Source organism: Burkholderia sp. 10_S31, assembly GCF_056930375.1.
Window position 1 is genome coordinate 861,710 of sequence record NZ_JBXOWK010000003.1, and the last position, 21,147, is coordinate 882,856.

18 protein-coding genes are annotated in these 21,147 nt (G+C 68.1%); 9 read left to right on the forward strand and 9 right to left on the reverse strand.

Annotated features, from left to right (window positions below; all coding sequences use genetic code 11):
* Positions 1–85: 85 nt before the first annotated feature.
* A complete protein-coding gene (locus AC1Z3W_RS24130; RefSeq protein ID WP_057930227.1) occupies positions 86–1,003 on the reverse strand; it encodes a LysR family transcriptional regulator in 918 nt (305 codons plus the stop codon).
* A gap of 110 nt (positions 1,004–1,113) precedes the next feature.
* Between AC1Z3W_RS24130 and AC1Z3W_RS24135 the strand changes: the two genes are divergently transcribed.
* On the forward strand, positions 1,114–1,980 hold the full coding sequence (locus AC1Z3W_RS24135; RefSeq protein ID WP_483508573.1) for a pirin family protein: 867 nt from the start codon (positions 1,114–1,116) through the stop codon (positions 1,978–1,980).
* Positions 1,981–2,106: 126 nt separating this feature from the next.
* On the forward strand, positions 2,107–2,598 hold the full coding sequence (locus AC1Z3W_RS24140) for a GNAT family N-acetyltransferase (RefSeq protein WP_124834852.1): 492 nt from the start codon (positions 2,107–2,109) through the stop codon (positions 2,596–2,598).
* A 19-nt stretch (positions 2,599–2,617) separates the two neighbouring features.
* On the opposite strand, the gene AC1Z3W_RS24145 is transcribed toward AC1Z3W_RS24140, so the two are convergent.
* The 3 genes from AC1Z3W_RS24145 to AC1Z3W_RS24155 are packed head-to-tail and all read right to left on the reverse strand — an operon-like array spanning position 2,618 to position 4,594.
* Positions 2,618–3,490 carry a cytochrome c oxidase assembly protein gene (locus AC1Z3W_RS24145; RefSeq protein WP_483508574.1) on the reverse strand — a complete coding sequence of 291 codons (873 nt, stop codon included), beginning with the start codon at positions 3,488–3,490 and terminating at the stop codon, positions 2,618–2,620.
* Between the two features lie 10 nt (positions 3,491–3,500).
* On the reverse strand, positions 3,501–3,941 hold the full coding sequence (locus tag AC1Z3W_RS24150) for a copper chaperone PCu(A)C (protein WP_057930231.1): 441 nt from the start codon (positions 3,939–3,941) through the stop codon (positions 3,501–3,503).
* Between the two features lie 8 nt (positions 3,942–3,949).
* Positions 3,950–4,594, reverse strand: coding sequence for an SCO family protein (locus tag AC1Z3W_RS24155; RefSeq protein ID WP_057930232.1), 645 nt, complete (start codon positions 4,592–4,594; stop codon positions 3,950–3,952).
* A 281-nt stretch (positions 4,595–4,875) separates the two neighbouring features.
* On the opposite strand from AC1Z3W_RS24155, the gene otsB reads away from it, so the two are divergent.
* Entirely contained in the window at positions 4,876–5,628 is a 753-nt protein-coding gene (otsB, locus tag AC1Z3W_RS24160) for a trehalose-phosphatase (protein ID WP_057930233.1), read from the forward strand.
* Positions 5,625–7,010 carry an alpha,alpha-trehalose-phosphate synthase (UDP-forming) gene (otsA, locus tag AC1Z3W_RS24165; RefSeq protein ID WP_057930234.1) on the forward strand — a complete coding sequence of 462 codons (1,386 nt, stop codon included), beginning with the start codon at positions 5,625–5,627 and terminating at the stop codon, positions 7,008–7,010. The genes otsB and otsA overlap by 4 nt, the downstream gene beginning before the upstream one ends.
* A gap of 94 nt (positions 7,011–7,104) precedes the next feature.
* Here otsA and AC1Z3W_RS24170 read toward each other — a convergent pair whose 3' ends face one another.
* Complete coding sequence (locus tag AC1Z3W_RS24170) at positions 7,105–8,934, reverse strand: ABC transporter ATP-binding protein (protein WP_124834850.1); 1,830 nt, start codon at positions 8,932–8,934, stop codon at positions 7,105–7,107.
* Between the two features lie 564 nt (positions 8,935–9,498).
* Here AC1Z3W_RS24170 and AC1Z3W_RS24175 point away from each other — a divergent pair.
* The 3 genes from AC1Z3W_RS24175 to AC1Z3W_RS24185 all read left to right on the forward strand — a co-directional run bounded on the left by AC1Z3W_RS24175 (position 9,499) and on the right by AC1Z3W_RS24185 (position 12,102).
* Entirely contained in the window at positions 9,499–10,563 is a 1,065-nt protein-coding gene (locus tag AC1Z3W_RS24175; protein ID WP_026044940.1) for a glycosyltransferase family 4 protein, read from the forward strand.
* Positions 10,564–10,799: 236 nt separating this feature from the next.
* On the forward strand, positions 10,800–11,600 hold the full coding sequence (locus tag AC1Z3W_RS24180) for a hypothetical protein (RefSeq protein ID WP_057930237.1): 801 nt from the start codon (positions 10,800–10,802) through the stop codon (positions 11,598–11,600).
* Positions 11,601–11,637: 37 nt separating this feature from the next.
* Positions 11,638–12,102, forward strand: a complete 465-nt coding sequence (locus tag AC1Z3W_RS24185) for a DUF2214 family protein (protein WP_057927788.1) — start codon at positions 11,638–11,640, stop codon at positions 12,100–12,102.
* Positions 12,103–12,362: 260 nt separating this feature from the next.
* Here the strand turns inward: AC1Z3W_RS24185 and gudD are convergent, their stop codons facing one another.
* Positions 12,363–13,715, reverse strand: a complete 1,353-nt coding sequence (gene gudD, locus AC1Z3W_RS24190) for a glucarate dehydratase (protein WP_057927789.1) — start codon at positions 13,713–13,715, stop codon at positions 12,363–12,365.
* Positions 13,716–14,076: 361 nt separating this feature from the next.
* On the opposite strand from gudD, the gene AC1Z3W_RS24195 reads away from it, so the two are divergent.
* Positions 14,077–14,838 (forward strand): FadR/GntR family transcriptional regulator, encoded by a 762-nt coding sequence (locus AC1Z3W_RS24195; RefSeq protein WP_057927790.1) that lies wholly within the window; start codon positions 14,077–14,079, stop codon positions 14,836–14,838.
* A 223-nt stretch (positions 14,839–15,061) separates the two neighbouring features.
* On the opposite strand, the gene AC1Z3W_RS24200 is transcribed toward AC1Z3W_RS24195, so the two are convergent.
* The 3 genes from AC1Z3W_RS24200 to pdxY all read right to left on the reverse strand — a co-directional run bounded on the left by AC1Z3W_RS24200 (position 15,062) and on the right by pdxY (position 19,897).
* On the reverse strand, positions 15,062–16,210 hold the full coding sequence (locus AC1Z3W_RS24200) for a branched-chain amino acid ABC transporter substrate-binding protein (protein ID WP_057927791.1): 1,149 nt from the start codon (positions 16,208–16,210) through the stop codon (positions 15,062–15,064).
* Positions 16,211–16,564: 354 nt separating this feature from the next.
* Positions 16,565–18,709 (reverse strand): phosphocholine-specific phospholipase C, encoded by a 2,145-nt coding sequence (locus AC1Z3W_RS24205; protein ID WP_483508575.1) that lies wholly within the window; start codon positions 18,707–18,709, stop codon positions 16,565–16,567.
* A gap of 327 nt (positions 18,710–19,036) precedes the next feature.
* Positions 19,037–19,897 (reverse strand): pyridoxal kinase PdxY, encoded by an 861-nt coding sequence (gene pdxY / locus AC1Z3W_RS24210; RefSeq protein ID WP_057927793.1) that lies wholly within the window; start codon positions 19,895–19,897, stop codon positions 19,037–19,039.
* A gap of 174 nt (positions 19,898–20,071) precedes the next feature.
* Between pdxY and AC1Z3W_RS24215 the strand changes: the two genes are divergently transcribed.
* Positions 20,072–21,133 (forward strand): alpha/beta fold hydrolase, encoded by a 1,062-nt coding sequence (locus AC1Z3W_RS24215; protein WP_483508576.1) that lies wholly within the window; start codon positions 20,072–20,074, stop codon positions 21,131–21,133.
* Positions 21,134–21,147: the final 14 nt, after the last annotated feature.

Sequence of the window (21,147 nt, forward strand, 5' to 3'; positions counted from 1 at the left end):
AGTCTACGGCACGCGCGGACTGTCTGCAGCGTCCGGTTCGCGGGGTGCGATGCCGAACGCGCCGTGCTGGTGCCGGCGACGCCGCTCAATCGGGTTCGAGCTCGGCGAACCGTTCGGCCAGGAAATCGAGCAACGCGCGCACCGCGGGCAGCAGCCCGCGCCGCGACGCGAACACCGCGTGGACGATCTCGCGGCGCGGCGCCCAGTCGGGCAGCACGGTCACCAGTTCGCCGCGCGCGATTTCGTCGCGCACCATCATCGTCGGCAACTGCACGATGCCGACCCCCGCGACGGCCGCCGCGCGCAGTGCGAGCATGCCGCCCGTCACGAGGCGCGGCTGGTGGTGGATTTCCGCGTGCGCGCCGTCGGGGCCGCGCAGCCGCCATACGTGCGCGGCCTGTGGCACACCGTGATCGAGGCTCGGCAGGCGGGTCAGGTCGGCAGGGACGGCCGGCATGCCGAGCTCGCGCAGCAACGCGGGGCTCGCGACGAGGCACTGGCCGCGCTCGGCCAGCACGCGCAGCGCGAGATCGCTGTCCTCGAGCGGCGGCGGGCGCACACGGATCGCGACGTCGATCCCTTCACCGACGACGTCGACGCGCCGGTTGGTCGCCTCCAGGTGAATCTCGACGCGCGGACACGCGACCATGAATGCGGCGATCATCGTGCCGACCAGCGAATCGAGCAGCACGACCGGGCAACTGACGCGCACAATGCCGCGCGGCTCCTCGTGCAGCAGCGCGATCGCCTCGTCGGCGGCGTCCGCTTCGACGAGCATCGCGCGACAGTGCGCGTAGTAGGTCTGGCCGACGTCGGTGACGGTAAAACGGCGCGTCGAGCGCTGGATCAACCGCATCCCGAGCCGCGCCTCGAGCAGCGCGATGCGGCGGCTCAGCTTCGATTTCGGCATGTTCAGCGCGCGCCCGGCCGGCGCGAAGCCGCCGTGCTCGACTACCTGCACGAAGTAATAGAGATCGTTCAGATCCCGTTCTTTATCGTTCATCAAATAGAACGCTGAGTGCGATTTTGGCAGTCTACCGGATCGATCGTCCTACCTCTATATTCATATCCATGATGCGAAACACGTGTTTCGCCGCAATTCGGAGAAGGCAAATGAAGAAGATCCAGGGTGTCTACAGTGCGCCGCGCGGCCATTGGGTCGGCGACGGTTTCCCGGTGCGTTCGATGTTCAGCTATCAGTCTCACGGGGCGCACCTGAGCCCGTTCCTGCTGCTTGACTACGCCGGTCCTGCGAACTTCGAGCCGGCTTCGGCACCGCGCGGGGTGGGCCAGCATCCGCACCGCGGGTTCGAAACGGTGACGATCGTCTATGACGGCGAAGTCGCGCACCGCGACTCGACCGGCGCGGGCGGCGTGATCGGCCCCGGCGACGTGCAGTGGATGACGGCCGCGAGCGGGATCCTGCACGAGGAATTCCACTCGGAAGCCTTCACGAAGCGTGGCGGTCCGCTTGAGATGGTCCAGCTGTGGGTGAACCTGCCTGCCGCGGACAAGATGGGCGAGCCCGGCTACCAGACGCTGCTGAACGCGGACATCCCGGTGGTCGAGCTGCCGGACGGTGCGGGTCGCGCGCGGATCATCGCGGGCGAATTCGACGGGCGGCGCGGCCCGGCCCGCACGCACACGCCGATCGACGTGTGGGACGTGCGGCTCGCAGCCGGCGGTCGTGCGCGGTTCCCGGTCGCCGAAGGCCGGACGCTCGCGGTGGTCGTGTTGAGCGGTACGCTGCTGGTGAACGGCGAGACGGTTGCCCGCGAAGCGCAGTTCGTGCAACTGAGCCGCGACGGGCGCGACGTCGAGATCGAAGCGAACGGCGACGCCAAGCTGCTGATCCTGAGCGGCGAGCCGATCGATGAGCCGGTCGTCGGTTACGGGCCGTTCGTGATGAACTCGCAAGAGGAAATTCGGTCCGCGATCGACGATTTCAACAACGGCCGCTTCGGCCGGATGCAGGCCTGACGGACAGGCCCCGCGCAATGCGGGGCTTTTTTCCATACGCGGCAGGGCGGTCGCGTGCCGCTTGTGCTTCGAGGCATAATCGATGGTTGCCGCGCGCCGGCCGGCGCGCCCGAATCAGGACCGACCATGAACGCTTCCGCACCTGCCGCATCCCCGCGCGCCGACGATCTCGAGTGGCGCTGGAAATCCTTCGACGCGCTGACGGCGCGTGAAATCTATTCGATCCTGGAAGCGCGCAGCGCCGTGTTCGTCGTCGAGCAGAACTGCGTATATCGCGACATCGACGATGCGGACCAGGCCGCATGGCACCTGGCCGCGTACGATGCGACGGGCCGCGTCGCAGGCTACCTGCGCGTGCTGCTGCCGGATGCGCGGAACACCGACGTGCGCATCGGCCGCGTGCTGACGAGCGCTGCGTTTCGCGGCGCGGGTCTCGGCAACGCGCTGATATCGCGCGCGCTCGAGCACATCCGTGCGCAGTGGCCGGATACGCAGGTGAGCCTGCATGCGCAGGCCCATCTGCAGCGCTTCTACGGGGCATTCGGCTTCACGCCGAGCTCGGACGTGCACGATGAGGATGGCATCCCGCACGTGTGGATGACCCGCGCACGCGGCTGATGCGCGGCGCGCCGTGCCGTCAGCGGGCGGCGGGCGTCACCGACGGGCGTTGAGCGCGCCGGGCGGTAGCCCGCTCGTCGATCAGACGGCCGCGTGCCGACAGCCGCAACCAGTGCCGCAGCGCGATCAGCGCGCCGATCACGCTCATCATCGAGCCCGGAATCCACAGCAGCAAGCCGCCGATCTGCTGGTCACGCAGCGGGCTGAGCCACGTGAACGCGCGTCCGCAGATCGAGTAGATCGGATACAGCTCGTGCGGCGTGAAGAAGATCAGCGCGCCGAGCGCGATCTGCGGCGGGATCGCCGCGACGACGATCAGGATCCGGCGGCCCGGCGACAGTCGCGCGGGCGGCGCGGGACGGGGATCGACGACGAGCCACCAGAACAGCAGCCCGTCGATCACCATGCTCCAGTTCATCACGCGATACAGGCGCCAGTCGAGCATCGCGACGAAGTGGATGGGCGACAGCAGCCAGAAATAGATCAGCCCGACGAACAGCACGACCGCGACGACCGGATGGAACACCACGTCGAGCGTCGCGCGCAAGGGCGCCCACGCGAGCGCGGGGCGCACGAAGCGCTGTCGCCAGCGAAACGGAATGCCCGCGCGGATCGCCGCGCCCGGGTAGGCCAGCGCGATGAAGAACGGACCGAGGTGATGCAGCACGAGGTGCTGCGCACGGTGCATGAAGAACTCGTGCTCGAAGAAGTAGTCGAGCCGTGTGTGCAGCGCGATATAGAGCGCCGTCAGCCCGAGCCAGAACGAGAACTGCCGCAGCGGCGACACCTTCGCCTTCTTCACGCCGCGCGCGAACAGCACGGCGGCCGTCAGCACCGCGATGACCACGGTCGGCGACGGTTCCCACGGATCGAGCCAGTACAGGACGTTCATCGCGCGCGCATCACTTCGCCTGGGCCGGCGACTTCACGGCGAACGGCGTGTCGACCGTTTCGCCGTCGGAGAACTTCAGGCGCAGGCGCACGGTGTCGCCGGGCTTGATCGTGTGCTTCGGTTCCTCGAGCATGAAGTGATAGCCGCCCGGCGCGATGTCGACCTTGCCGCGCGCGGGGATCGTCAGCTTGTCGACCATTTCCATCTTCTGCGTCGAGCCGTTCGACACGGTCTGGTGCAGCATCGCCATCCCGTAGTCGGGGCTGTCGACGTCGACGAGGTCGACCGGCTTGTCGCCGGTGTTGACGAGCGTCACGTAGCCGCCCGCGGGCAGCTGGTTCGGCAGCCAGCGCACCCATGCATTCTGCGCGGTGATCGCGCCGGCGGCGTAGGCGTGCGCGCCGGTGCACAGCGCGGCGAGGAGGGCGAACGTCTTGAGGGGCGTCTTCATGTCGGGGTTCAGGTGGTGGAGGCAGTGTCGATGATCCGGCGCACATCGGCGGCGATGGCGTCGGGCGAATCGCGGTCGGTCGCGAGCAAACGCGCTCGGCCGTTCGCGTCGAAGATGTAGACCGCCGAGCTGTGCGTGACCTCGTAGCCGCCGGACGGATCGCGTTTTTCCATCTGGTACGCGACGCGATAGCGTTTCGCGAGCGATTCGATCTGGCCGTCGGTGCCGGTGAGGCCACGGGCGTGCGCGGCATCGAACGCGGCGACGTACGACTGCATCGCCGGTGGCGTGTCGCGGGCGGGATCGACCGAGACGAACAGGATGCGCACGTCGTTCGCCTGCGGGCCGAGCTTCGCGAGCACTTCCATCAGTCGCGCCATCGTTTCGGGGCAGACGTCCGGGCAGTGCGTGTAGCCGAAGTAGACGAGCGCGACGCGGCCGCGAAATGCGCTCGCGTCGACCGGGTGGCCGTCGCCGCCGGTCAGCGTGAACGACAGGTCGGGCAGGTGGCCCGTGACGTTGGTCAGGTGCCAGTTCGGCTCGTCGTGCGTGCAGGCGGCAAGTGCGACGGCGGCGGTCAGCGCCGCGGCGGCGCGGACGAAGCGGGTGAAGCTGAAGAGGCGCCGGTGCGGCGCGGGACGGGCAGACGACATCCTGGGGCTCGATCGGACGGAACGGTCGCCGGCCGGCGCGGCGCCATGCGTCGCGCGGCCGGCGGTGCCGACTGTAGCGCAATTCCCGCGCCCGCGTCCTTTCGAAACCCGTACGGCACGGGCGAGCGGGGCAATATGTCGCAGTTGACGCGGACGGTGGCGTGACGTCGGCCCTGCGCCGGTTTCGCCCATCTCGGTACGCAGGCGCGGTAAGATGCGCACAATTCCCTTCTCGCAGCGGCGGCCCGCGTTTGCCGGCCGCTCCTCAGGCTATCGAATCGATGCAATCCGTTCCGGCTTCCCTGTCCCTGACCGATACCGCGTTCTTTTTCGACTTCGACGGCACGCTCGTCGAGCTGGCGCCGACGCCCGACAGCATTCACGTGCCGCCGTCGCTGCTGACGCTGCTCGATGAACTGCGGCGCCGCTCGCACGGCGCGGTCGCCGTCGTGTCGGGTCGCGGCATCGACAACCTCGACACGTTCCTGAACATGCCGGACTTGCCGATCGCGGGTCTGCACGGCGCCGAACGCCGCGACGCGAACGGCGACACACAGCGCATCGGCTTCAACGACGAACGGCTGCTGCGCATCGAACGCGAACTCGCGGCCGTCGTCGACCGTCATCAGGGCATGCTGCTCGAAATCAAGGGGGCGGCCGTCGCGCTGCACTACCGCAACGCGCCCGAGCGCGAGCCGGCTGCGCGCGAAGCGGCCGAGCGTCTCGTCGCCGAATATGCGGATGCGTATGTCCTGCAGCCCGGCAAGATGGTGTTCGAGATCAAGCCGAAGGGCGTCGACAAGGGGCGCGCGCTGGCCGCGTTCCTCGACGAGCCGCCGTTCGCGGGCCGCGTGCCGCTGTTCGCGGGCGACGACCTGACCGACGAGAAGGGCTTCGCGGTGGTCAACGCGCGTGGCGGCCTGTCGATCAAGATCGGCGCGGGCGAGACGTCGGCGCGCATGCGGCTCGACTCGGTCGACGTGCTGCACGCGCAGATCGCACGCTGGCTTGGCGCGGAGCAGCCGGGCGCATGAGCCGACTCATCATCGTTTCAAACCGTGTCGCGCCGATTTCGGAAGGCGAGCCGGCGGCGGGCGGCCTCGCGATCGGCGTTTACGACGCGCTGAAGGAGACGGGCGGGATGTGGTTCGGCTGGAGCGGCGAGGTGGTCGCGTCCGGTGCGCCGCAGCCGCAGATCCGCATCGAGGAGCGCGGCCCCGTGACGTTCGCGACCGTCGGGCTGTCGCGCCGCGATTACGACCAGTACTACCGCGGTTTCTCGAACGCGACGCTGTGGCCCGCGTTCCATTACCGTGCAGACCTGATCCAGTACGACCGCCACGAGTTCGAAGGCTACAGTCGCGTGAACGTCTGGCTCGCGCAGCAGCTCGTGCCGCTGCTGCAGGACGACGACGTGATCTGGGTGCACGACTATCACCTGATCCCGTTCGCGCGTGCGCTGCGAGCGGCCGGCGTGAAGAACCGCATCGGCTTCTTCCTGCACATCCCGTTTCCGGCCGCGCAGGTGCTCGTCAACGTGCCGCCGCATCGCGAGCTCGTCGAGTCGCTGTGCGCGTTCGATCTGCTCGGCTTCCAGACCGAGCCCGACTTGCGCGCGTTCTGCGACTACATCGCGTTCGAGGCCGGCGGCGAGGTGGCGCGCGAAGGGCACACGGTGCGTGTGAGCGCGTTCGGCAACACGCTGCGCGCAGCCGCCTATCCGATCGGCGTGTACCCGGACGAGATCGCGGCGCTCGCGCAGGCGGGCGAAAACGGCAAGGCCGTGCGCACGCTGGCGACGTCGCTGCGCGGGCGCCAGCTGATCATGAGCGTCGACCGGCTCGATTATTCGAAGGGGCTCGTCGAGCGGTTCCGCGCGTTCGAGAAGCTGCTGGAGCACCAGACGTCGATCCGCAACCGCGTGTCGTTCCTGCAGATCGCGCCGTCGACGCGTGCCGACCTGCGTGCATACCAGGACATCCGGCTGCAGCTCGAAGCGGAGTCGGGGCGCATCAACGGCCGTTACGCGGAACTCGACTGGGCGCCGATCCTCTACATTCATCGCCAGTACGACCGGCAGGTGCTGGCTGCGCTGTACCGGCTCGCGCGCGTCGGCTTCGTGACGCCGTTGCGCGACGGGATGAACCTCGTTGCGAAGGAATACGTGTCCGCGCAGAATCCGGACGATCCGGGCGTGCTCGTGCTGTCGCGCTTCGCGGGGGCCGCGCGCGAACTGACAGGCGCGCTGATCGTCAATCCGATCGACATCGAGGGGATGGCCGATGCGCTGTCGCAGGCGCTGACGATGCCGCTCGCCGAGCGGCGCGCGCGTTATGCGGACATGATCGCGCAGCTGCGCGAGAACAACGTGTCGGTGTGGCGCGACAACTTCCTGCGTGACCTGCAGCGGGTGTAGCCGGCACTGCGCTTCGCGAGTCGCGCGATGCGATGAAAAAAGCCGCCGTGCATGACTGCACGGCGGCTTTTTTACTGGTTGGGCGCCGCGGGCGTCAGGCCGCGCGTTCGCCGGTCGGCGTGGTGCCGTCGGGCGCGTGATGGCGGCCGTGCTGCTTCGCGAGCAGGTCGCGGTACAGGCCCGGACGATTGCGCAGCACGTCGGGGCTGCCGTCGTCGATCACTTTGCCGTTGCTCATCACGATGATCCGGTCGAAGTTGCGCAGCGTCGACAGCCGGTGCGCGATCGCGATTACCGTGCGGCCGACCATCAGGCGATCGAGTGCGCTCTGGATCGCTTCCTCGGATGCGCTGTCGAGTGCGGAGGTCGCTTCGTCGAGCAGCAGGATCGGCGCGTCCTTCAGGATCGCGCGCGCGATCGCGATGCGCTGGCGCTGGCCGCCCGACAGCTTCACGCCGCGGTCGCCGACGATCGTGTCATAGCCTTCCGGCATCGCCTCGATGAACTCCGAGCAGCGGGCGTCGCGCGCGGCGGCGAGCACGTCCTCACGGGTCGCCTCGGGGCGGCCGTACGCGATGTTGTCGTAGATGGTCCGGTGCAGCAGCGAGATGTCCTGCGGCACGAGCGCGATCGCATGGCGCAGGCTGTCCTGCGTGATCGCCTTCACGTCCTGGCCGTCGACCATCACGGCGCCGTCCTGCGTGTCGTAGAAGCGTTGCAGCAGCGCGAGCACGGTCGACTTGCCGGCGCCCGACTTGCCGATCAGGCCGACGCGCTGGCCCGGTTCGATATGGAGATCGAAATGGTCGAGGATCGCGCGGCGGTGCGGATATGCGAACGTCACGCGTTCGAAATCGACGCGCCCGCCCTTGGCCGACAGAGGCTGCGCGTCGGAGCGGTCCGGCATCCCGTGCGGCTCGAGCAGCGTCTTCACGGCTTCGGACAGCCGCGCCACGTGTTGCGTGACGTCGACGAGCGCGACCGCCAGATCGCGCGTGCCGTGCAGGATCGTGAAGCCGAGCGAGCTGACGAGCACGATGTCGCCGGAGGTCGCGCGGCCCTGGTCCCACAGCCACAGCGCCCAGCCGAGCAGGCCGGCGGACAGCATCGCGGTGATCACCGCGTGCAGCAGCCGCAGTTTCTCGAGATAGAGCAGGCTTTGCTGGCGCGCGTCCATCTCGGCCTTCACCGTCGCGCTGAAGCGCTTCTGTTCGCGCAGCGTCATCCCGAAGGCGCGCACGAGGCCCATGTTGCCGATCACGTCGACGAGCTCGCCGTCGACTGCGGCCGCCTTCGACGCGAACGTGTGATGGCGCGCGGAGCCGCGCCCGGCGAGCTTGAACAGCACGACCGAGAGCACGGCCGAACAGCCGAGCAGGCCGGCGGCCATCAGCGGGTTCACGACGATGATCATCAGGATCGCGCCCATCACCGCGATGCACGGCGGCAGCACGTTCCACGCCATCGTGTTCTCGGACGTATAGACGGCGTTCGACGTGGCGGTGATGCGGCTTGCGAGCGTGCCCGGCTGCTTTTCCGAGTAGTACGTCGGCGAATGGCCGATCAGGTACTGGAACAGGTCGCGCCGCAGGTCGCCGGTGACGGCGACGAACGTGTGCGCGGCGACCCATCCGCCCACGCGCCACAGCAGGTTGTCGGCCGCGATCAGCCCGACGAGCAGCGCGAACGCGCTCCACAGCGGGCCTGGATGATGGCGCCCGGTCGCAAGCACGTCGATCAGGTGCTTGATCGCGTATTGCGAGCCGAGCGCGCAGCCGACGGCGGCCAGCACGCTGCAGAGCACGATGAGGTGCGCGACGGGATGCAGGCGGATGTAGCGGAACAGGAACGCGATCGGCCGATGCGCGTAGCTCGACAGCTTCGCGTTGTGGGCGTTGCGCTGGGCAGGGGTGAGAGATTCCAAAATATGCGTGCGGTGATTCGGTGATTGAGCGGAGCGGCTGGATTGCAGCCGGCGGTCGCCCGGACTGAATAATCCGGCATTGTAAACAAGGCCGTGCATTGCGCTGCGCGAATCTTGCCTTGGCCAGGGGCGCGCGTTCAATTTTGAGATAAAATCCGGCATCCCGTCCTGCCGTACGCGCCGGAATCGCATGCCGGCAGTGGCGAGATGACACGGAACGCCAAAAAGGCCTTCCACTCTAGAACGGACGCCCAAGTCCGCGGGTTGCAAAGTGTTGCGCCTTTGTAACAAAGTAAAGTGTTTGAAATGTCGTGCGCCGTATTGGGATTAACCCTAGATAATCGGCTCCGGGTTCGATTCCAGGTTTTTTTACGAACCCCTGTCAACGGGTCTTCGTTTCAAACGTTCTAAGCCTGTCGCGTCGCCGACGCTCCTTGAGCAGCGCGGGTTCGACGCCCCCGGCAGGCTGATTCGTCCGATTTTCGGACGAAATGCATCCAGCCCGGATCGCCGGCAGGTTGCCGACCCATACCTGGTTTTTAGCTGATTTTTTAGGAGTTACGCATGCGAATCGCCCAAATCGCTCCGTTGCACGAAGCGGTTCCCCCGAAGCTTTACGGTGGTACCGAGCGAGTGGTGTCCTATCTCACCGAAGCACTTGTCGAGATGGGACATGACGTCACGCTCTTCGCGAGCGGCGATTCGCAAACCTCGGCGAAGCTCGAAGCGTGCTGGCCGCAGGCGCTGCGTCTCGATCCGACGATCCGCGACGTGATGGCCCCGCACATGCTGCTCCTCGAGCAGGTGCGCCGCCGCGCGGAAGAGTTCGACGTCCTGCACTGCCACATCGACTACTACCCGTTCTCGCTGTTCTCGCGCCAGCCGGTCCCGCATCTGACGACGATGCACGGCCGTCTCGACCTGCCGGAACTGCAGCCGATCTTCAACGCATTCAGCGACGTGCCGGTCGTGTCGATCTCCGACAACCAGCGCATCCCGCTGCCGCAGGCGAACTGGCTGTCGACCGTGTACCACGGCCTGCCGGAAAACCTGCTGACGCCGATCCCGAACGTGAAGCCGAGCTACCTCGCGTTCCTCGGCCGCATCTCGCCGGAAAAGCGCGTCGACACCGCGATCCGCATCGCCGAGCAGGCCGGCCTGCCGATCAAGATCGCCGCGAAGCTCGACAAGGCTGACCGCGCGTACTACGAAGAGAAGATCAAGCCGCTGTTCGCGCTGCCGCACGTCGAGTACATCGGCGAAATCAGCGAGTCGGAAAAGACCGAATTCCTGGGCAACGCGCACGCGCTGCTGTTCCCGATCGACTGGCCGGAGCCGTTCGGCCTGGTGATGATCGAGGCGATGGCCTGCGGCACGCCGGTAATCGCGTTCAAGCGCGGCTCGGTGCCGGAAGTGATCGACAACGGCGTGTCGGGCTTCGTCGTCGAAGACGAGCTGTCGGCCGTCGCGGCGCTCAAGCGCCTCGATACGCTGCCCCGCGAGAAGGTGCGTGCTGCCTTCGAAGCACGCTTCTCGTCGAAGGTGATGGCGCAGAACTACGTGAAGGGCTACGAGGAACTGCTGCGCCAGAAGCGCCGCACGGTGCTGCGCGAAGTCAACGCAGGCTGATGCCGGGCCTCCGGCCGCACTGTGGCTGAGGCCATCATCGACGCCCCGTCCGGGTCCCCGGCGGGGCGTTGTCACATCTGCGGCGCGGATCTGTTGTATTCTCGCCGCGCCCGACGCCGCGAACGGCCGCGGAAGCGGTCCGGCACGCCATCCTGCCGTCTGTCCAGACGGTAATGTCCCTATAATGGCCGTGCCGTGAAATCCGGCCCCGCACGAACATCGAGAGGAGAGCAGTCTTGGCGAGAACGAAAACCACGCGCGCAGCGCCGGCCCCCGGCGCCGGCGTGATCTTCGCGTTGCGCGCGATCGGTCTCGTGCTGCTCGCGCGCTGGCTGTTCTCGATGTCCCAGATGGGCTATCGCGCGTCGCTGTCGGCGATGGTGTCGTCGCCCTGGGCGTTCGTCTATCTCGTGCTGATCTTCCTGCTGCTCGCGCTGCCGGGTGCCGTCGCGCGCGCCGAGCGCCCGTTCCATCCGCTGCCGCAGTGGCTGCGCCAGGCGCTGCGGGTCTTCGCGCTGATCGGTTTCCTGTTTGCCGTGTGGTCGATCGGCGCGTTCGCGTGGGCGGCCGGCTGGCGCCGCGCGCTGCACGCGGTGACGGCGACCAACGGCTGGCTCGTCGCCGCGCCGGCGCTGTATGCGGCGATCGTGTGGATGTGCCGTCCGCGGCCGCTGTGGCGCACCAACGTGGCCGCGCGCCGCTTCGCGGTCGGCCGCTATGCGATCTCGCTCGATACGCTCACGCGTACCGCGATCGTCTGGATGGAGAGCCGCAAGGTCGGCCAGTACGACGCGCGCGAACTCTCGGTGCGCTGGCCCGGCCGCGGCGCGCCCGCCGCAGGCGAGCAGGGCGCGCAGCCGGCGGCCGTGCCGCCGCGTCGCGGCAGCCTGTTCCGGCGGCCGAAGATCGAGCTGCTGTGGGATTCGCCGGCGGCCGTCGGTCACAACCGGCAGATCGTGATGCGCACGCCGCTCGCGACCGAGGGCGACCGCGTCGCGGTGCTCGCGCTCGACGCGGCGCTCAAGCAGATCGTCTGACAAGGCCTGCGCGGCGCGCGGGCGACAAGGAGGCGCAATGATCGTCCGTTGGTTGCTGGCAGCCGTTCACCTGATGGCATTCGGCGTCGCGTTCGCCGCGATCGCGGCACGCAACCGCGCGTTGCGGCGGGTCATCGCGTCGGCGCAGGCCGCCGACCTGCCCGGCGTGTTCAAGGCCGATGCGGCCTGGGGATTGTCCGCGCTGGTGCTGATCGCGACGGGGCTCGCGCGCGCATTCGGCGGCTTCGAGAAAGGCGCTGCGTATTACCTTCACGAGCCGCTCTTTCACGTCAAGATGACGGCGCTCGTGTTGATCCTCCTGCTCGAGGTCGTGCCGATGCTCGGGCTGATCCGCTGGCGCATCGCCGCGCGGCGGCAGCAGATGCCCGATCTGGGCCGCGCACGAACCTATGTGCGGATCGGCCACTGGCAGGCCGTGCTCGTGATGGTGATCGTGTTTGCCGCGTCGGGGATGGCGCGGGGGATTGGGGCGACCGGCTAGGTGCGGCCGGCTAGGTGCGACCGGCCAGGCATCGCAAGGTAGGCATGGCCGGCCTGGCCTAGCCGGGCACGTTCGGCAGGCTGGCAGCGCGGGTTCCCGTTCCCGGGGCTGGTTCGATTGCAACCGAGATCGGCGGCGGCCTACCGGATTCCGATTCCGTGCCATGCCCGCCGCGTTTCCCGCCCGGCACCCGCCGATGCGCGGGCGAACCGAGGCACTCCTTTCCGACCGGACGAACCCGCCGCCCGGTTGCCGCGCGCTCAGCGCACGAGGCAGGGGCGCTTGTTGTTGAACGTCCACCCCGGGATCAGATACTGCATCGCAGCCGCATCGTCGCGTGCGCCGAGCCCGTGCTGCTTGTACAGCTCGTGCGCGTGCGCGACCGCATCCATGTCGATGTCGATGCCGAGGCCCGGCCGCTTCGGCACTTCCACGAGCCCGTTCTCGATCTTCAGCGGCTCGCGCGTCAGCCGTTCGCCGTCCTGCCAGATCCAGTGCGTGTCGATCGCGGTGACCTGGCCGGGCGCCGCGGCCGCGACATGCGTGAACATCGCGAGCGACACGTCGAAGTGGTTGTTCGAATGCGAACCCCACGTGAGGCCCCAGTCGCGGCACATCTGCGCGACGCGTACCGAGCCCTGCATCGTCCAGAAGTGCGGGTCGGCGAGCGGGATGTCGACGGCCTGCAGCTGCACTGCGTGGCCCATCTGGCGCCAGTCGGTCGCGATCATGTTGGTGGCCGTCGGCAGCCCGGTCGAGCGGCGGAATTCGGCCATGACCTCGCGGCCCGAGTAGCCGTTCTCCGCGCCGCACGGATCTTCCGCATACGCGAGCACGTGGTGCAGGTCGCGGCACAGCCGCACGGCTTCGTCGAGCGACCACGCGCCGTTCGGATCAAGCGTCACGCGCGCTTCGGGGAAACGCTCGGCCAGCGCCGTCACGGCTTCGACCTCGCGCGCGCCTTCGAACACGCCGCCCTTCAGTTTGAAGTCGTTGAACCCGTAGCGTGCGTGCGCGGCTTCGGCGAGGCGCACGACTGCCTCGGGTGTCAGCGCGGCCTCGTCGCGCACGCGGCTCCAGTCGTCGGTCGCGCCGCGGCTGTCGCGATAGGGCAGCGCGGTCTTGGTGCGATCGCCGACGTAGAACAGATAGCCGAGCATCTCGACGCGCTCGCGCTGCTGCCCTTCGCCGAGGAGCGCGGCCACGGGCACGCCGAGATGCTGGCCGAGCAGGTCGAGCAGCGCGGCTTCAAGCGCGGTGACTGCGTGGATTGTGGTGCGCAGATCGAACGTCTGCAGGCCGCGGCCGCTCGCGTCGCGATCGGCAAAGGTGCGCCGCACCTCGTTGAGCACCGCATGGTAGTTGCCGACCGGCTGGCCGACGACGAGCGCACGCGCGTCTTCCAGCGTGCGGCGGATGCTTTCGCCGCCCGGCACCTCGCCGACGCCGGTCCGGCCCGCGCTGTCCTTCAGAATCACGAGGTTGCGAGTGAAGAACGGGCCGTGCGCGCCGCTCAGGTTGAGCAGCATGCTGTCGTGGCCGGCGACCGGAATGGCTTGCAGGTCGACGATGCGCGGCGTGTCGTGGGAAGGCGAGGCAGTGACGGCGTTCATGGCGGCGATGGCGAAAGAGTGGGCAATGCCGTGCGGCAAAATCTTTGCCGCGCGCGGCGGGAGGTGCGATCATTCGACAACCGACGTGCGCGGCGCGCAAGCCCCGCATGTCGACAGCAACCCGAAAGGGCGGGGGCGACCAGCTCGATGCCGGTGTCGCGCAGAAGCGCGAATGCCGGTCGATTGCGAACCACGGGACCCGGCGGGCGCCGATGCGCCGGCCTCGGTCAACAGGAGATCCGTATCGCGATCATCAGTCGTCGGATGACTTGTGACGCAGTATAATGAATCATCGACGTTCGCTCAAACCCCGCGTAAACCCTCGGCTCACACTACGATCATTCAAAAAGGAACCGGCCTCATGTCCGTGCCCACGCTTCCCGCAGCGCCGCGCCGTCGCGCACGCAGCCTCGCACAAGATGTCGTCGACGCGCTGACCGCGCAGATCGAAAACGGCACGCTGCGTCCCGGCGACAAGCTGCCGACCGAAACCGAAGTCATGGCGGCGCAGGGCGTCAGCCGCACGGTCGTGCGCGAAGCGATCTCGCGGATGCAGGCGAGTGGCCTCATCGAGACGCGCCACGGCATCGGCAGCTTCGTGCTCGAACCGTCACGCCGACAGACGCTCGGCATCGATCCCGCGACCATCACGACGCTGCGCGACGTCCTCGCGGTGCTCGAGCTGCGCATCAGCCTCGAAAGCGAATGCGCGAGCCTCGCCGCGCAGCGCGCGAACGATACCGACCTCGCCGCGCTGCGGCGTGCGCTCGACGCGATCGCGTCGGGGGCGGGCGGCGGCCGCGACACGGCGCAGCTCGACTTCCAGTTCCACCTGCAGATCGCGCAGTCCACCGGCAACCGCTATTTCGTCGACATCATGACGCAGCTCGGCGCGTCGATCATCCCGCGCACGCGCGTGAATTCGGCGCGCTTCGCCGGCGACGACCTCGAGCGCTACGTCGGCCGCCTCAATCACGAGCACGAGGACATCTACGAGGCGATCGCGCGTCACGACCCGGAAGCCGCGCGTGCCGCGATGCGCACGCACCTGACCAACAGCCGCGAGCGGCTGCGCCGCGCGCACGAAGCGGCCGAGGCGGAACGCGACACGCAGGCCAACTGACGCGTGGCCGCCGACACGGCCCACGCGTCGCCGCGGGCCGTGACATCTCTCGCCAAACATCAGTCATCGTATGAGATCGGTGCGATTGCACCGGTTCTTTCGCCGCCGGCACCACATTCGCCTGTTCCCGCAACGGGCCACAGCAGGCCGGGCGGTGCTCTCGCCACCGCCCATGCTTGGGCAGCCTGTTATCCAGGCTGCCCAGGTCGTCCATCCCGCCCGATCAGCCTCCCTTCGTCACGATGGTCTTCCACGCGCCGCTCTTCACCTGGTACAGCGTCGACATCCCGCTCTTCAGCGAGCCGTCGTTCGCGAACGAGATGCGGCCGGTGACGCCTTCGAAGTCGATCTTCTTCAGCGCCGGGCGATAAACCTTCGGATCGGTCGAGTTGGCCGCCTGCATCGCCTTGATCGCGGCCCATGCGGCGTCGTAGCCGAACTGCGCATACGACAGCACGTCGACGCCGAAGCGCTTCTTGAAGCGCTGCTCGAAATCCTTGCCCTGCGGCAGCTCGTCGAGCGGGCGTCCGTATTCCCACGCCATCGCGCCTTCCGCGGCAGGGCCTGCGATCTTGATGAACTCGTTGTCCTTCACGCCGCCGCCGCCGACGAACTGCGCGTTCAGGCCGAGCTGGCGCATCTGCTTGATGAAGTTCGCGGCGAGCGAATCGAGCCCGCCGAAGAAGATCAGGTCGGGATTCTTGCCCTTCAGGCTCGTGATCTGCGCACGGAAGTCGACCGCCTGGTTGCTGGTGAACTCGCGGCCGATGATGTTGCCGCCGGCCGCCTTCACGGCCTTCTCGAACTCGTCCGCCTCGCCCTGGCCGAACGCGGTGCGGTCGTCGATGATCGCGATGCGCTTCGCCTTGGTCACGTCGACCGCATACTTGCCCGCGTTGCCCGCGTTCTGGCCGTCGGTCGCGATCACCATGAACATGTTCGCGAGCCCGCGCGACGTGAGCGTCGGGTTGGTCGCCGCCGGGTCGATCACCGGCGTGCCGGCCTTGTCGTAGACCACCGATGCCGGAATCGTCGTGCCCGAGTTGAAGTGGCCGACCACCACCGACACGTTCTGGTCGACGAGCGCCTGCGCGGCCTGCACGCCGATGCGCGGGTCGGCCTGGTCGTCCTGCACGACGAGGTTGAAGTGAGCGGGCTTGCCGGCGATCTGTATCTTCTGCGCGGCGGCATCGTCGAGCGCGAGTTGCACGCCGTTCTGGAGATCCTTGCCGTAGCCGGCGTTGACGCCGGTGAGCGGCGCGGCGAAGCCGACCTTCACGTCGGTCGTGTCGGCGGCCTGGGCGGCCTGCTGCGAGAGGAGGGCAAATGCGGATACGACCGATACCGACAGCAGGGAATGACGGAATTTCATGTTCTTTCCTCTTGTTCTACACCAGCGGGTGGGTACCGCACGCAGCCGGCGGGCCGGGCGCGTGCGACGGGCGGGCGGTTCGACCGCTTCTCGGAATCGGGCGGGGAGGTCGGCATGCTGATGATTCCCGGAAGAATCTCCCGTCAGGCTCTGCGAGGAGCCCCGATCGTCTCGATTTATAGGTCGCCGATATGCACGGGTCTTGGCAATTTGCAGCGCAATCTGTGCGGATTTGCGCATAGCTTCCGCGCGTGCACGGGCGGCCGGTATCCGGAGTTTCCCGTCACGAACGGACGGGCGGCAGGGGGGGGCGGACGGCGCGGCCCCGGCGGGGCCGCGCCGCGTTCGCCGTCGTCAGTCGGACTGCGCGTCCGACGCTGCTTCGGCGTCGTCATGCGACGCGTTCGTGCGGATCGCCGGGTCGCTCGTGCTCGGGCGGCCGGTCTCGACGTGACCCGCGAAACGGCGCAGGAAGCCGAGCAGGCGGCCGTCGCTGACGGTGAGGTCGTACCAGCCGTGGCTGCCGCGCAGATCCCAGTAGTCGTCGACGTGCGCGCCCGGTGCGAGGTCGAACGTGCGCGCGCGGCCGTGGCCGTACGCGTTCGTCACCTTGAGCCGCACGGCCTTGTGGCCGCGGTTCATCAGGCGCAGCGTGATGTTGCCGTTCGCGACGTCATAGCCGTAGATCACCTCGGGGTTCACGTTCGCGCTGCCGATGCCGGTCGCGAACGGGCCGCGGAAGTGGCAGTAGAAGCCGTTCGGGCCGTACACGTCGAGATCGTACAGGCCGAGCGACGCCGCGGCGCTCCACGTATCGGCGATCCGCTTGCCGGCTTCGACCGTATACGCCCACGGGCCGTCGAGGCGGTTGCGCGACTGCACCTGGAATGCCGCCCCCGCGCGGCCGGTGTTCGCGAAGGTCAGCCGGAACTGGCCGTTCGCGGCTTCGACGCGGCCGTGCACGAACAGCTCGTACGGCAGCGCGCGCGCCGGGCGCAGCCCGGCCTCCTGTTTCGGCAGCGCCTGCAGCACCGGCGGCACCGGGATGTAGTCGGGGTGGCGCAGGCGGTCGGGCGGCGCATAGCCGCTCGTGTCGGGCAGCGTCGGCCAGGCGGCGTTGGCGGTCGCGAAGTCGAACGCCGAGGTCAGGTCGCCGCACACCGTACGGCGCCACGGCGACACGTTGGCGGCCGTCACCGGATACTGCGCGCCGAAGCGCGCTTCGATGAATTGCAGCAGCGACGTGTGATCGAAGGTTTGCGAGCAGACCCAGCCGCCCTTGGTCCACGGCGACACGACCAGCATCGGCACGCGCGGGCCGAGCCCATACGGGCCGGCCATGTGCGACGCGTCGCCGGCGAACACCTCGTTGGTCGTCGCGACCGTCGACAGCCCGTTGTCGCGCGACTGCGGCGCGAACGGCGGCGGCACGTGGTCGAAGAAGCCGTCGTTCTCGTCGTAGGTGACGAAGAGGGCGGTCTTGCTCCACACGTCCGGATTCGACACGAGCACCTTCAGCACCTGCTCGATGTACCACGCGCCATAGTTGGCCGGCCAGTTCGGGTGTTCCGAGTACGCTTCCGGCGCGCAGATCCACGATACCTGCGGCAGCGTGCCGTTCTTCACGTCCTGCTCCAGCACGTCGAACAGCGTGCCGCCGGCGCTGATGTTGGTGCCGGTGCGCGCCTTGTCATACAGCGGCGTGCCGGGCAGCGCGGTGCGGTACTGGTTGAAGTAGAGCAGCGCGTTGTCGCCGTAGTTGCCGATGTACGGGTTCTGCGTCCAGCCCCACGAGCCGTTCGCGTCGAGCCCCGTGCCGACGTCCTGGTAGATCTTCCACGACACGCCGGCCTGCTCGAGCACTTCCGGATAGGTCGTCCAGCCGTAACCCTTTTCCTCGTTGCCGAGCACCGGGCCGCCGCCCGTGCCATCGTTGCCGACGTAGCCCGTCCACATGTAGTAGCGGTTCGGGTCGGTCGAGCTCGGGATCGCGCAGTGATACGCGTCGCAGATCGTGAACGCATCGGCGAGCTGGTAGTGGAACGGGATGTCGTCGCGCTTCAGGTACGCCATCGTCGTGGTGCCCTTGTTCGGCACCCACTGGTCGTAGCGGCCCTTGTTCCACGCCGCGTGCATGTCCTGCCAGCCGTGCGGCAGGTCTTGCAGGAACTGCAGGCCGAGCTTGTCCGCGCCCGGGTGGAACGGCAGCAGTTCGGCCGCGCCGACCGGCTGGTGGAACACCGACTTGCCGCTCGCGAGGCGCAGCGGGCGCGGGTCGCCGAAGCCGCGGACACCGCGCATCGTGCCGAAGTAATGGTCGAACGAGCGATTCTCCTGCATCAGGATCACAATGTGTTCGATGTCGCGGATCGTGCCGGTACGGCGGTTCGCGGGAATGGCGAGCGCATCGCGGATCACGGGCGGGAACAGGTTCAGCGCGGCGGCGCCGGCGGTGCCGGCGGCGACGCGCAGGAAGTCACGACGGTTCGATCGGGTCATGGTCGTTATCGTGCGTAAAGGGAGGAGCCGGTTGGCGGGACATGCGGAAAAGTCGGCGCGTCAGGACGCAGGATGCGGCTGCACCGATCGTGCCGACGCGAGCATAGCGAGGAATCGGTGTCATTCATGTGAAGTCCGGAAACGTTTGCACGCGCGGACCGGACAGGGCTTGGACGGCGTTGCGCCGACGATCGAACGGGGCGAGGAGCGAGGCGGCGGCGCGCATGGCACGCCGAAGAGGCGAGAGGATGCCGGGGAATACCGCGGGATACGGTGGTAATGCAGTGGCGATACGGGCAGTGGCGATACGGCGGTGATGCGAACGCGTCAGGCGTCGGTCACCCACGCGCCGAACCATTCGCTCGGGCGCGCGATTTCGTCCTGCGCGGCGACGAGTTCGAGCTCGTAGCGGCGCGCATCATAGGTCGCCTTCACGACCGCGTGCACGGCCGCGAGCGTGTGCTCGAACGCGGCGCGCACCGAGTCGCCGCGCAGCCGGCAGGCGACGAAAATGGCGCTGGTGAGGTCGCCGACGCCGACCGGGTGGCGTGGAAACGCATATAGCGGCCGCTGGCCGATCCACGCTTCGGTTTCGGTGACGGCGAGCATGTTGAAGCGGTCGGCCGGGCTGTTGCGGTCGTGCAGGTGCTTGACGAGGACGATCTTCGGGCCGCGGCGGATCAGCGCGCGGCAGGCGTCGACGGCTTCGGCGACGGTTTCGATGCGTCGCCCGGCGAGCTTCTGCAGCTCGGTGTGGTTCGGCGACATGCCGTCCGCGAGCGCCGGCATTTCCTGGACGATGAATTCCTCGACGCCGGGTTCGGGCCGGATGCCGCCCGTCTGGCCCATCGCCGGATCGCAGAAGTACCACGCGTTCGGGTTCGTCGCCTTCACCGAGCGGACGATCTCGACGGCCGCGCGCGCTTGCGGCGGCGAGCCGAGGAAACCGGACAGCACCGCGTCGCAGCGCTTCAGTGCGCCGATTGCGGCGATGCCGTCGACGAGCTGCTCCATCTTCGCGGCGTCGATCGCGCTGCCGGCCCAGTGGCCGTACTGCATGTGATTCGACAGCTGGACGGTGTTGAGCGGCCAGACGTTGACGCCGAGGCGCTGCATCGGGAACACGGCCGCGCTGTTGCCGGCGTGTCCGTAGATGACGTGCGACTGAATGCTGAGGACGTTTTTCATGGGTGTCCGCCTGCAGGCGTTTCAGGGTCACGTCACACGATACCCGAGTTCGTCGCACACGCGGAAGTCGCGCGGCCATCGAGTGTTGCGCGCCGTCGTCAACCCGACCGCGTAGAATCGCAGGGCGCGAAGCCGCCCGGTTGCCCGCACGCATTTCCCATTACCGTGATCGTCATGCCTTCGATTTGCAAGATGTTGTCCCTCGTGTGTGCCGCCGTGCTCGGTGCAGGCGTCGCCACCGCATGCGCGACGTCAGTCGCAGCCGCCGTCCCGGCACCGGCCGGCAACGACGGGCCGGCGTACGGCCCGCGCCTGGAAGGCTTCGCCTATCCGGAGCCGGTGCACCGGTACGCGTTCGTGTCGCAGCGCGAAACGCTCGAGATGATGTACATGGACGTGCAGCCGGCGCACCCGAACGGCCGCACCGTCGTGCTGCTGCACGGGAAGAACTTCTGCGCGGCGACCTGGGAGGACACGATCGGCGTGCTGAGCCGCGCCGGCTATCGCGTGATCGCGCCGGACCAGATCGGCTTCTGCAAGTCGTCCAAGCCCGAGCGCTACCAGTACAGCTTCCAGCAGCTCGCGCGCAACACGCATGCGCTGCTCGAGTCGATCGGCGTGAAATCGGCGACGATCGTCGGCCATTCGACGGGCGGGATGCTCGCGATGCGCTATGCGCTGATGTACCCGAAGGCGACCGACCAGCTCGTGCTGGTGAACCCGATCGGCCTCGAGGACTGGAAGGCGCTCGGCGTGCCGCCGCTGCCGGTCGACTACTGGTATGCGCGCGAGCAGAAGACGACGGCGGACGGCATCCGCCGCTACGAGCAGGCGACCTACTACGCAGGCAAGTGGGCGCTGTCCTACGAGCGCTGGGTGCAGATGCTCGCCGGCATGTATCGCGGGCCGGGCCGCGACGCGGTCGCGTGGAACTCGGCGCTGATCTACGACATGATCCTCACGCAGCCGGTGGTCTACGAACTCGGCGCGATCCGCGTGCCGACGCTGCTGCTGATCGGCGACAAGGACACGACCGCGATCGGCAAGGACGTCGCACCGCCCGACGTGCACGCGAAGCTCGGCCATTACCCGGAACTCGCGAAGCGCACGCAGGCGGCGATCCCCGGCGCGCAGCTCGTCGAATTCCCGGCGCTCGGGCACGCGCCGCAGATCCAGGATCCGGACGCGTTCCACAAGGCGCTGCTCGACGGGCTGGAAGCGGTGCACCCGCAGTGACGTAACGGCGGGCG

Excerpts from the sequence above, each read along its gene's own strand:
- AC1Z3W_RS24130 (WP_057930227.1), bottom strand. The coding sequence starts at position 1,003 with ATGAACGATAAAGAACGGGATCTGAACGATCTCTATTACTTCGTGCAG.
- AC1Z3W_RS24135 (WP_483508573.1), top strand. The coding sequence starts at position 1,114 with ATGAAGAAGATCCAGGGTGTCTACAGTGCGCCGCGCGGCCATTGGGTC.
- AC1Z3W_RS24140 (WP_124834852.1), top strand. The coding sequence starts at position 2,107 with ATGAACGCTTCCGCACCTGCCGCATCCCCGCGCGCCGACGATCTCGAG.
- AC1Z3W_RS24145 (WP_483508574.1), bottom strand. The coding sequence starts at position 3,490 with ATGAACGTCCTGTACTGGCTCGATCCGTGGGAACCGTCGCCGACCGTG.
- AC1Z3W_RS24150 (WP_057930231.1), bottom strand. The coding sequence starts at position 3,941 with ATGAAGACGCCCCTCAAGACGTTCGCCCTCCTCGCCGCGCTGTGCACC.
- AC1Z3W_RS24155 (WP_057930232.1), bottom strand. The coding sequence starts at position 4,594 with ATGTCGTCTGCCCGTCCCGCGCCGCACCGGCGCCTCTTCAGCTTCACC.
- otsB (WP_057930233.1), top strand. The coding sequence starts at position 4,876 with ATGCAATCCGTTCCGGCTTCCCTGTCCCTGACCGATACCGCGTTCTTT.
- otsA (WP_057930234.1), top strand. The coding sequence starts at position 5,625 with ATGAGCCGACTCATCATCGTTTCAAACCGTGTCGCGCCGATTTCGGAA.
- AC1Z3W_RS24175 (WP_026044940.1), top strand. The coding sequence starts at position 9,499 with ATGCGAATCGCCCAAATCGCTCCGTTGCACGAAGCGGTTCCCCCGAAG.
- AC1Z3W_RS24185 (WP_057927788.1), top strand. The coding sequence starts at position 11,638 with ATGATCGTCCGTTGGTTGCTGGCAGCCGTTCACCTGATGGCATTCGGC.
- gudD (WP_057927789.1), bottom strand. The coding sequence starts at position 13,715 with ATGAACGCCGTCACTGCCTCGCCTTCCCACGACACGCCGCGCATCGTC.
- AC1Z3W_RS24195 (WP_057927790.1), top strand. The coding sequence starts at position 14,077 with ATGTCCGTGCCCACGCTTCCCGCAGCGCCGCGCCGTCGCGCACGCAGC.
- AC1Z3W_RS24200 (WP_057927791.1), bottom strand. The coding sequence starts at position 16,210 with ATGAAATTCCGTCATTCCCTGCTGTCGGTATCGGTCGTATCCGCATTT.
- AC1Z3W_RS24205 (WP_483508575.1), bottom strand. The coding sequence starts at position 18,709 with ATGACCCGATCGAACCGTCGTGACTTCCTGCGCGTCGCCGCCGGCACC.
- pdxY (WP_057927793.1), bottom strand. The coding sequence starts at position 19,897 with ATGAAAAACGTCCTCAGCATTCAGTCGCACGTCATCTACGGACACGCC.
- AC1Z3W_RS24215 (WP_483508576.1), top strand. The coding sequence starts at position 20,072 with ATGCCTTCGATTTGCAAGATGTTGTCCCTCGTGTGTGCCGCCGTGCTC.